Below are 11,521 nucleotides of genomic sequence, written 5' to 3' on the forward strand. Positions count from 1 at the left end.
TTATCTTTATTCTGTATTATTTATATGAACGCAGATCAAATTAAAAAAATACTGGGCTTAAAGAAAGCAGTGATTTCACTGGAGAATAAAATCTTTAACCTGGTTTCCTTTCTTGTTTTTATTGCAATGACAATCAGTCTGGCCAGTAATATTTTACTGGAAAGAGATTCCCTTTTATTAAGCATGCTTTTGAGCATTGCGATGATTTCCTTTTATGTTTTTTACATTTCCCGCTATCAGGAGAAATTTGTTCCGATTGGGTTGGTCTATATTGTTTTCAGTCTTTTGTTTTTTATTCCCATCTGGTTTAGCAACGGGGGTATTGAGGGTCCAACAAAGACTGCATATCTGATGAGTGTGGTTGCTGCCATGATGATTTTGCCGAAGCGTTACCATCTTTTATTCATTATCGTAACAATTGGCATTATCCTGACTTTGTATTGGCTGGAATTACAACACCCCGAATGGTTGGTTAAATACCCGAATGAAAAAATAAAGCATACGGATATTTTAATCAGTACCATACTTTATCTGCTGATCATCTCTATTAGCGTTAGCTTATATAAGCGAACTTATGACATGGACAGGGATAACCTGATTAAGAAATCCATTGATCTGGAAGAGTCCAGGGAATACTTATCAGAAACCAAGCAACAGGCAGAAGAAGCCACAAAGGCCAAATCCAGATTCCTGGCCAATATGAGTCATGAAATCAGGACACCACTGAACGGAATTATTGGAACAATTGATTTATTGCAACATACCACGCTAAATGCAGAGCAGGAAGAGTTAATGCTTTCTTTAAAATCGAGTAGTACGCATTTACTGGAAATAGTGAATGATGTACTGGATATTTCAAAGATTGAGGCTGATAAACTGGAATTGTTTGAAGGTCCCTGTAATCTGGAAAATATTATTCAGCAGGTTACGGCCATCAGTTCTCCGAGATTAATCTCGCTTAAAAAAAATATTAATTTAAGCGCTGCCGTTCAGTCGGGCGTAGAGTCGGAGATTATTGCCGATGAGAGCAGAATTAAGCAGGTACTGATTAATCTGGTAGGTAATGCCATTAAATTCACTGAAACCGGAGAAATAAAGCTGGAAGTTAGCGCCAATATGATTGACGAATCTTTACAAGAGCTTCATTTTGCTGTTAGCGATACAGGCATTGGTATTAGTGAAGAAAATATTCAGTCTCTTTTTATCCCATTTACTCAAATTGATTCTACTGCTACGCGTAAACACAGCGGCACCGGTTTGGGACTTTCCATCTGCAGAAAAATCATTGAAGAAATGGGTGGCAGAATCTGGGTGGAAAGTGAATTGGGTAAAGGGTCTACTTTCAAATTTATTATTCCGGTTCAGATTAACCTGGTAAGAAAAAGTCAACAACCTCAGCAAAGAAATGCCGCAGGTGCAATCAGCGGAGCAGAAATAAAACCTTTAAAAATGCTGGTAGCTGAAGACAATAATATGAATCAGCTACTGGCTACCAAAATGTTTAAAAAAATCGGGTATATCATTGAAATTGCCAACAATGGAAAGGAAGCAGTTGAAATGACAGCCAAATACGATTACGACCTTGTTTTCATGGATATCCATATGCCTGAAATGGATGGCATTGAAGCTACACAAAGAATTCTGAACAGCGGAAGAGCAAAAGTTCCTATCATAATAGCAATGACTGCAAATGCTGTAAAAGAAGCAGAAGCAGAGTATTTACAGCTTGGCATGAAAGACATTGTTACCAAACCATTTACCATTGATCAACTTAGGAAAGTACTGGAAAAATGGACCCATTAAAGCCATTTTATTCATTCTGTTATTTATCACCAGCTTTATCGTCTTTACTTTGCCAGCCAGCAAAGTACCAAGAATCTATTGGTTTAATATTCCACAATTCGACAAACTGATCCATGCAGGAATTTTTATTTCTTTATGCTCCTCAGCTTACTTATGGCTAGTAAATATTTTTCCTGCTTTTGAAAAAAGAATTGCTGCAACCATTGTAATCATAATGGCTTTTTACGGTATTATAATTGAATTTATTCAAGTCAATTTCATACTCGGACGATCATTTGAATTGCTGGATATTCTGGCAGATCTGGCGGGCTGTCTGATATTTCTTGGATTCAGGTTCATCATAAGGCGTCTGTAAAAAAGTTGGCCCCTGTGGAAACAGGGGCCTCAACCAAAACTAACTGCTTATGAGAAAAATGTATAGAACTGCTATTCTTTACTTATTTAATTCAAACGCTATGCCAAACCAATTTCTTAACTGTTAAGGATTCACTAATCATGCTGGATTAATTAGTAGCGCTTTGTATAATAGACGCAGCAATCATGAATCTGTTTAATAAAGAACTGTTAAATGGCAAGATTTAAGCAATCTTAAGATAAGAAATAATTTTAATGAAATCAACAAATTGAATTGAGTATTTTTGAAAATGACCTATTTCAACCTGAACGACAGCCTAAATTTACTATCAAAGCTTACGCTTAAACGGCTATGGAACGGTATCCTTGTTTATTCCAGTTTTTGGCTTTCCAGGTTAATTTCCAGGCCCGTGCAATGGGGAATGCCTGTATCTATCTCATTTGAGCCCACTACTTCCTGTAATTTAAGGTGTCCGGAATGTCCCAGCGGACTTAGAGAATTTACCCGGCCTACTGGTATGTTACAGAAAGATTTTTTTCAACAAACCATCGATGATATTGCGCCGGAACTTCTTTATTTAATTTTTTATTTCCAGGGGGAGCCCTATTTAAACCCTCATTTCCTGGAAATGGTCCAGTATGCAAATAAAAAGGGCATGTATACAGCTACCTCTTCCAATGCCCATTATCTAACGGACGAAAATGCCAGAAAAACGGTTGAAAGTGGATTAGACAGACTAATTATCTCCATAGATGGAACTACTCAGGATGTTTATCAGCAATACAGAGTGGGAGGTAAACTCAATAAAGTAATTGAAGGAGCCAGAAATATTGTGAAATGGAAAAAAGAACTCAATAGCAAAACTCCGTTTGTTTTTTTTCAATTCCTGGTGGTAAAACCCAATGAACACCAGATTGAAGAAATAAAAACATTAGGAAAAGAAATTGGGGTAGATCAGGTCCGATTTAAGACGGCTCAGGTATATAATTATGAAGAAGATCCCAATCAGCTCATCCCTACAAATAATAAATACAGCAGATACAAAAAAGGCAAAGACGGTAAAATGAAAGTGAAAAGTGGCCTTAAAAACTACTGCTGGAAACTTTGGCATGCCAATGTAATAACCTGGGATGGTTTGGTGGTTCCCTGTTGTTTCGATAAGGATGCCATGCACCAGCTAGGTAACCTGAAAACCCAAAGTTTCAGAGACACCTGGAAAAACAGTAATTATCATCAATTCCGCACTGAAATTTTAAATAGTAGAAAAAATATTGATATCTGCTCGAATTGCAGCGAAGGGCTTAGCGTTTGGGAAGATTAGCGGGAATGTTTGTACTTTAATTTTTACCTTTAACAGCATGGGAATAGATAAAGATATTCAACAGGAAAATTTCAGAAGTATTTATCAGAAACTGTCCATTAACCTGATTTTTTCTACCAACTGGATTACCGAGAAAATTAAAAACATTTTACAGGAAGAAGATATAACACCACAGCAATACAATATCCTCCGCATACTAAGAGGTAGTAAAAAACCATTGAGCACACTCCAGATAAGAGAAAGAATGCTTGATAAAATGAGTGATACCAGTAGAATTGTAGAACGTCTGGTAAAAAAAGAATTGGTTGAGAAAAAAACCAGCGCTATCGATAAGCGTTTGGTTGATGTGAGTATTGCTGATTCTGGCCTTGAATTATTAAAAAGACTGGATCAGAAAAATGAAGAACTGGATGCCATTCTGCAAAATCTGAGCCCGGAAGAAGCTGCCGGATTAAGTAATTTACTCGATAAAATGAGAGAGAAGATTTAAGGAGATGACTTATCTTCATAGCATGAAAAACCGGTTCCTTATCCTCTTAATTATTATAGTTTTCAATTCCCAGATTGGATTTACACAAAGTTCTCCGAATTATGAATTCAGGGGCGTCTGGATTGCCACTGTAGAAAATATTGACTGGCCATCCAAAAGAAATCTTTCGGTTGCAGAGCAAAAAGCCAGTTTTATCAGATTACTCGATTTGCATCAATCCAATGGAATGAATGCAATTGTAATGCAAATCAGACCGACTGGTGATGCATTTTATCCATCCCAATACGAACCCTGGAGTGAATATTTAACAGGAAAGCAGGGACTACCTCCCAACCCTTTCTACGATCCATTAGAATTCATGATTTCCGAAACCCATAAAAGGGGAATGGAATTTCACGCCTGGCTGAATCCATACAGGGCAGTTTTTAATGTTTTCAAATCTTCGGTTGCCCCTTCACATGTTACAAAGATTCATCCGGATTGGTTTGTGGTATATGGTGACAAAAAATACTTCAACCCTGGATTGCCGGAAGTTAGGCAACATACAGTAAGAGTAGTAAAGGATTTACTGAACCGCTATGATCTGGATGCGATTCATATGGATGATTATTTTTACCCTTACAGAATTCCCGGAAAGGAATTTCCGGATCAAAAAACTTTTGAAAAATATGGAACCGGACTTAGCAAAGATTCCTGGAGAAGAAGCAATTGCGACAGTATTATTGTAGACATACACAGAGCTATCCGTTCTACCAATCCCAGAGTAAAATTTGGAATCAGTCCCTTTGGTGTTTGGAGAAATAAAAGTCAGGACCCAATGGGAAGTGAAACAAAAGCAGGCCAGACCAATTACGATGATCTATACGCCGATATTTTACTTTGGTTAAGCAAGGGATGGATTGATTATGTAACACCACAGTTGTATTGGGAGCGTGGTCACAAACTAGCCGATTATGATGTTTTATTAAAGTGGTGGAATGAAAATGGATATGGCAAACATATTTATATAGGACACGGAATATACAGAGGAGGCAGTAATGAGGCATGGAAAGATAAAAATCAGATTCCAGATCAAATAAAAGAATTGCGTAAATACCCTACCACCCAGGGCAGTGTTTATTTTAGCAGTAAAACATTCGAGAAAAACCTGAATGGATGGAATGACAGTTTAAGAAATAATTATTACCATCATCCCGCCCTTGTGCCCCCGATGCCCTGGTTAAACAACGATGCCCCTGACCAGCCTGCCATTACACAAAATGCAAATAATGCTACCATTGTTTACAACGGTCCTCTTAAAATCAGAGGCTTTGGCATTTTCAGTGTACCCGCAGGCAAAGAAGTAAAGTTCATCAATAGTCAGTTATTACAACTGATAGTAACAGAAAAGGAGGCCACCATTGATTTAAACAAGGTTCCTGATGTAAATGGAACTAAGCTATTCATTGCAACCATTGATGTTAACAATAATGTCAGTGCACTAAAAGCCTTGAAATAGACTGTGGTTTTTCACAAGAAAAACTACCCAAAAACAACGACATTATTGGCTCCAGGCCATGCCCCAAACCTTTCTTCTACCGCTTTATACCGGTGGTTGAATATTCCTTTGAGTTGGCTTTTAACCATGATAAACTGTGCTATATCACCTAAAATCCAGAAAGGTATTTTATAGTGTACAATATCAGTCATTTCAACCCCCCCTTCAATTTCTTTAAAGTGATGCTGATGATGCCATAAGCTGTAGGGACCAAAACGTTGCTCATCCACAAAAAATTTGCGATCGGTTACATGCGTTATTTCGGTCATCCAATACAATGGAATTCCCAGGATGGGCTTTACTGTATATTCTATTATTTGGCCTGAGTACATGGTTGGACCATGATGCTTGCTGATAATATTAAACCCCAGATTGGAAGGAGTGATTTCTTTCAGATTATCGGGCTTGCTGAAAAATTCCCAGGCCTGATGCAGGCTAATTGGAATTTTCTGAACGGTTTTAATGCTGTAAACTCTAGACATATTATCATAATAACAGTATTTGCTTAAGAAGGTTCATGGTATCTTTATAGTATGATAACCAAAGAAGAACAAAAAGCCTATTTTGAAGAAATATATGCTGCTTTAAATCAGGCCCAGAAACAGGCGGTAGATACACTGGAGGGACCCGTTATGGTTATTGCTGGCCCGGGTACCGGCAAAACACAAATACTAAGTGCCCGTATTGGAAAAATTTTGCTGGAAACAGATGCGAACCCTGAAAATATTCTCTGCCTAACCTATACCGATGCAGGAACGGTTGCCATGCGCAAAAGATTAATCCGATTTATTGGACCGGATGCTTATAAAGTTCATATTCATACTTTTCATTCATTCTGCAATGATATTATACAGGATAATTTATCCCTATTTGAGAAATCTACATTAGAACCCATTTCAGAATTAGAGAGTATAGAAGTTTTTAAGGAATTGATAGATGGATTCCCTAAAAATCATCCCTTGAAGCGATACAGAGGCGATGTTTATTTTGAGATTAATAATTTGAAGAATCTTTTCAGTAATATGAAAAGAGAAGGCTGGGATACGGGAATGATTAACTCAGCCATTGATAGCTATCTGCTTGATTTGCCAAATAGAGATGAATTTGTTTATCAAAGAGCATACAAACAGTTCAAGAAAGGCGACCTGAAGCAAAACCAGATTGATCTTGTTACAGAAAAAATGGAAAAACTCCGGGCAGCTGTAAATGAGTTTGATCGTTTTATTTCCTTAATGAAAAAAAGAAATCGTTATGATTTCGATGATATGATACTTTGGGTTCTTCAGGCATTTAAAGAGAACAGATTGTTACTTGCCAATTATCAGGAACAGTTTCAATATATTCTGGTTGACGAATACCAGGACACCAGTGGAACCCAAAATAGCCTGGTTGAATTATTGATTAATTATTGGGAACAGCCCAATGTTTTTGTAGTAGGTGATGACGATCAGAGTATTTATCGTTTTCAGGGCGCGAATATTGAGAATATGGAAAAGTTTACTGATGCCTATAGCAAGGACTTAAAAACCGTTGTGCTTACAGATAATTATCGTTCCACACAACCTATTTTAAATATAGCAAAAACGCTGATAGACAGGAACCAGGAAAGGCTGGTTAAAAAAATCCCCGGTCTGAGTAAAGAATTAAAAACAAGCAATCAAAGTTTGCTGAATGTAAACGAACGGCCAAGAATACTAAGCTATCCCAGCGAACACCACGAAATGATTGGCATAACACTGGAAGTAGCCCAACTTATTAAAAATGGAATCCAGCCAGGAAGAATTGGTGTTATTTATAAAGAAAACAAATTTGGAGAATCACTCACCCAATACTTAAGCTTATATAAAATTCCGGTTTATAGTAAGCGGGATTTGAATATTCTGGACCTGCCCTTAACCCGGAAAATAATTTCCATACTAGATTACCTGTCCTCTGAAACAACAATTCCCTTTAGTGAGGATGAATTGCTTTTTGAGATTTTACACTTTAACTGGTTTGGCATTCCTTCTATTGAAATAGCTAAACTTTCTGCAACAGTGGCCGATAAAAGACCCAGAATAAGTTTGAGGGCCTATCTTTCTGATTTACTGAGTCAACCTCCAAAAGATTTATTCAGCACACCCATTCCCGGCCTGCAAAAAGCAATCAGTAGTCTTGAAAAATTAATAGGTGATGTTCCAAATGTAACATTGATCAATCTCTTTGATAATATTATCCGGGACACAGGTATCATTAACTACATTATGCAGCACCCTGAAAAACATGCTTTACTTCAGGAACTAACCGCATTTTTCAATTATATAAAAGAGGAGACCAATCGAAATCCATCACTGAGCCTGAAAAGACTGGTAGAACTGATTAATTTAATGCAAAAGGAAAAAATCAGGCTCCCACTAAAAAAAGTTACCGGTAGTGAAAAGGGCGTAAACCTGATGACTGCACACGGATCCAAGGGTCTTGAATTTGAATATGTTTTTTTCATGGGTTGCAATGCAAGTTATTGGGAAAAAAAGAGGAAACCGGGTGGGGGATATACCATGCCCGATACCCTATTTGCTTCTCAGCCAGTTACCAGTGATGAGGAAGAACTAAGAAGACTGTTTTATGTTGCATTAACAAGAGCTGAAAAGCACCTCAATATTTCTTTTAGTCAGTTTAAACTGGATGGCAAACCCATTGAGCCTTCTATGTTCATAGCTGAAATACAGGATCAGAAAGAGGTAGAAATAATACCGGTTAATCTGGAAGATGCCATAGTTGCTGATTTTACCGCTTTGCAGTACCAGGAATCTGTATTGCCTTCTATTGAAAAAGCAGAAGCGGCATTCATTGAACAGGTGCTGCAGAAATTTGTAATGAATGTAACCGCACTCAATAATTACTTAAAATGTCCGCTTCAATTCTACTATAATAACCTGGTAAGAGTGCCTTCCGGCAAATCAGAAGCTACCGAATTTGGTTCAGCCATCCACGAAGCCCTACAAAGATATTTCCAGTATATGCTAGACAAGCAGGAGTTTCCACCTAAAGAATCTCTTGTTAAGTATTTTGAAGAATACATGTTGAAAAACAAAAAAAGCTTTACTCCGGAACAATATAAAAGAAGAATGGAATACGGGCAGGAAGTATTACAGAACTATCGGGAAGCATATATTGACAAGTGGAATAAAATAGTTGTGATTGAAAGGAATATCAATAATGTTGTTGTGAACAGTGTGCCTATTAAAGGAAAGTTAGATAAACTGGAGTTCAATGGAAAAATGGTGAATGTAGTAGATTATAAAACAGGAGATATAGAAAAGGCTAAAGACAAGGTTTTACCTCCTGACGATAAGCAACCCAATGGCGGGGACTATTGGAGACAAGCAGTATTCTATAAAATTCTGGTAGATAATTATGAGCAAAAAGACTGGAAGGTGATAAGCAGCGAGTTCGATTTTGTAGAACCAGACAACAAGAAAAACTACAGAAAAGTAACGGTAAATATCAGCGAACAGGATATTGAAACAGTAAAGAATCAAATTACCCGTGTCTGGGAAAAAATACAGGCTCACGATTTTTATACCGGCTGTGGTAAAGAAGACTGTCACTGGTGTCAGTTTGTTAAATCCAATGAACTCAATGTTTCTTTGTCGGAACTAAATCCGGAGGAGCTGGAAAACAACACGGAAACCTATTAATTTTGTTTAATGCAGATAATGAATCATAGAACACACTGGATAATACTGATTATTGCTTTTTTCTTTACTTCCTGTGCCAATATTATACCACCCAGCGGGGGTGCCAGAGACAGTTTGCCTCCTGTGCTCGTGTCTGCTCTCCCCAGAGATTCTGCATTAAATGTTACTCCAAAGCTCATTACATTAACCTTTGATGAATTTGTGAGTCTTCAGGATGTAAATAGCAATCTGATTGTTTCACCTACCCTGAAAGAAAACCCTATTGTTGATAATAAACTCAGGAATGTAACCATAAAATTCAAAGACAGTCTGGAGGTCAATACCACCTACTCGTTGAATTTTGGAAATGCCATTAAAGATGTAAACGAAGGGAATATTTTAAAAAATTTCAGATTTGTTTTTTCAACCGGAAATACAATAGATAATTTCAGTTATCGCGGAAAAGTTGTCCTTGCAGAAAAGGGAAGCATAGACTCAACCCTGATTGTAATACTTCACAACAATACCAGTGACACTGCCATATATAAAAACAGACCCAGGTATATTACCAGAATCAACGGAAAGGGATTTTTTGAATTCAATAATTTATCTGGCGGCTATTATACGGCTTTTGTGTTGCCCAATGATTATTCCAAAAAATACGATGACAGCACCAAACTTTTTGGATTCAGGACAGATCCATTACTGATAAATTCAAATACAATTACTGATACTTTCTATGTGTTTGAAGCCTATAAAAGAAAAGGAACGCAAACTGCCGCTGCCGCTGCTACTACTCCAGTTGCAAAGACTGATACCCGTTTAAAATTCACTAATAATCTAGATAATGGCAATCAGGAATTATTATCTCCGCTGGAATTAAAGTTTAGTAAACCAATTAGAAAAATAGACAGTAGCAAATTGCTGTTTACAGATTCGGGCTTTAACGCGGTTAAGCCTTCAAAAATCAGTCTGGATTCAACCAAAACCATCCTGTCGGTTCATTTTCCTTGGAAGGAGCAAACCAAATTTAATCTCGTTCTTTTGAAAGATGCATTGGAAGATACTGCAGGAGCAGGTCTTATAAAATCGGACACCCTGAAATTCACAACAAAAAAAGAAATTGAATACGGTAGTATCAGGTTGAGATTCATGAATCTCAACTTACAAAAGAACCCTATTCTTCAGTTTATTCAGACAGATAAACTGATTGAATCTATCCCGCTTACGTCGAATGAACTCATCCGGAAATTATTTAAATCGGGTAGTTTTGAAATGAGAATATTGTACGACACCAATAAAAACGGTGTCTGGGATACAGGTGCTTTTGGAAAAGTGAAGCGTCAACCGGAAATAGTACAACTCATATCCAAACCACTTTCTGTTAGAGCCAACTGGGATAATGAAGTGAATATTGAATTATAAATAACCCTTTTATTCAGGTCTTATTTATTCATACTCATAAAAACCTTTTTTTGTTTTCACGCCAAACTGACCCTGGTCAATCTTGTTCTTCTGTACCACTGAAGGTCTTAGTCTTTCCGGCTTGCCCAAATCCTCCCAAACAATGGTACTTACGCTGTAGTTAATATCCAATCCTATTAAATCCATTAATCTGAAAGGGCCCATTTTAAATCCAGCGGCTTCCAGTACTTTGTCTGCCTGTTCAAAATGGGTTTGTCCGGATTGTACCAGGTACATGGCTTCCAGATAGTAAGGTCTGGCCACCCGGTTTACTATGAATCCGGGAGAGTCTTTACAAATTACCGGCTTTTTTTGCATGGATTGCACCAAGCCAACAAGGGTTGCAACAATTGCCGGATTGGTTTCTTTCCCCTTAATAATTTCCACCAGTTTCATAACAGGAGCGGGATTAAAAAAATGCAGACCAACCAGCTGAGCCGGATATTGAATTCCGGCAGCAATGGCATCTATAGAAATAGATGATGTATTGGAAGCCAGAATAGTATCCGGGCCGTTTACTTCAATCAGTTGATTGAATAAGTTTATTTTGGCATCCTTTTGCTCAATAATGGCTTCTATAATCAATTCGCCCTTGCAGCCAGACAAGAGGCTGGTAAATTGAATTCTATTCAGCGTTTCCTGAAATTGATCCTCGGTGATTTTTCCTTTCGCGAGTGATTTTTCCAGATTCTTTTGGATACGTTGCCTGGATGCAAGTAAAACAGCTTCATTTAAATCGAATTGTACAACCTGATATCCTGCAGTTGCAGCTACTTGCGCAATTCCACTTCCCATCGTTCCGGCACCACAGACTACAATAGTTTCAATTTTTCTGATTTCCATAGAATTGCAAGATACTTACATCTTTTCCACCAACGCTTATCCCCTACAG

General features: G+C 37.6%; 9 protein-coding genes. 7 read left to right on the forward strand and 2 right to left on the reverse strand.

What is annotated here, in order from left to right:
• The first annotated feature begins 24 nt into the window (after positions 1 to 24).
• From P767_RS16660 to P767_RS16665, 5 genes are all read left to right on the forward strand, one after another.
• Positions 25 to 1,803, forward strand: coding sequence for an ATP-binding protein (locus tag P767_RS16660; protein ID WP_051417276.1), 1,779 nt, complete (start codon positions 25 to 27; stop codon positions 1,801 to 1,803).
• Between the two features lie 127 nt (positions 1,804 to 1,930).
• Positions 1,931 to 2,158, forward strand: coding sequence for a VanZ family protein (locus tag P767_RS19160; RefSeq protein WP_407636327.1), 228 nt, complete (start codon positions 1,931 to 1,933; stop codon positions 2,156 to 2,158).
• A gap of 409 nt (positions 2,159 to 2,567) precedes the next feature.
• Positions 2,568 to 3,479 carry a radical SAM/SPASM domain-containing protein gene (locus P767_RS0109875; protein WP_245586875.1) on the forward strand — a complete coding sequence of 304 codons (912 nt, stop codon included), beginning with the start codon at positions 2,568 to 2,570 and terminating at the stop codon, positions 3,477 to 3,479.
• A gap of 37 nt (positions 3,480 to 3,516) precedes the next feature.
• Complete coding sequence (locus P767_RS0109880; RefSeq protein WP_026764373.1) at positions 3,517 to 3,969, forward strand: MarR family winged helix-turn-helix transcriptional regulator; 453 nt, start codon at positions 3,517 to 3,519, stop codon at positions 3,967 to 3,969.
• 22 nt (positions 3,970 to 3,991) lie between these two features.
• Positions 3,992 to 5,467 carry a glycoside hydrolase family 10-like protein gene (locus P767_RS16665; RefSeq protein WP_037352613.1) on the forward strand — a complete coding sequence of 492 codons (1,476 nt, stop codon included), beginning with the start codon at positions 3,992 to 3,994 and terminating at the stop codon, positions 5,465 to 5,467.
• A 23-nt stretch (positions 5,468 to 5,490) separates the two neighbouring features.
• Here the strand turns inward: P767_RS16665 and P767_RS0109890 are convergent, their stop codons facing one another.
• Complete coding sequence (locus tag P767_RS0109890; protein ID WP_026764374.1) at positions 5,491 to 5,988, reverse strand: SRPBCC family protein; 498 nt, start codon at positions 5,986 to 5,988, stop codon at positions 5,491 to 5,493.
• A gap of 51 nt (positions 5,989 to 6,039) precedes the next feature.
• Between P767_RS0109890 and P767_RS16670 the strand changes: the two genes are divergently transcribed.
• Positions 6,040 to 9,186: an ATP-dependent helicase gene (locus P767_RS16670; RefSeq protein ID WP_037351721.1), complete on the forward strand. Its 3,147-nt coding sequence runs from the start codon at positions 6,040 to 6,042 to the stop codon at positions 9,184 to 9,186.
• An 18-nt stretch (positions 9,187 to 9,204) separates the two neighbouring features.
• Complete coding sequence (locus tag P767_RS16675) at positions 9,205 to 10,590, forward strand: Ig-like domain-containing domain (protein ID WP_172637534.1); 1,386 nt, start codon at positions 9,205 to 9,207, stop codon at positions 10,588 to 10,590.
• Between the two features lie 24 nt (positions 10,591 to 10,614).
• Here the strand turns inward: P767_RS16675 and P767_RS0109905 are convergent, their stop codons facing one another.
• A complete protein-coding gene (locus tag P767_RS0109905; RefSeq protein ID WP_026764375.1) occupies positions 10,615 to 11,472 on the reverse strand; it encodes a 3-hydroxyacyl-CoA dehydrogenase family protein in 858 nt (285 codons plus the stop codon).
• Between the last annotated feature and the right edge of the window lie 49 nt (positions 11,473 to 11,521).

The sequence above is a fragment of the Sediminibacterium salmoneum NBRC 103935 genome (genome assembly GCF_000511175.1).
In the GTDB taxonomy this organism is placed as follows: Bacteria; Bacteroidota; Bacteroidia; order Chitinophagales; family Chitinophagaceae; genus Sediminibacterium; species Sediminibacterium salmoneum.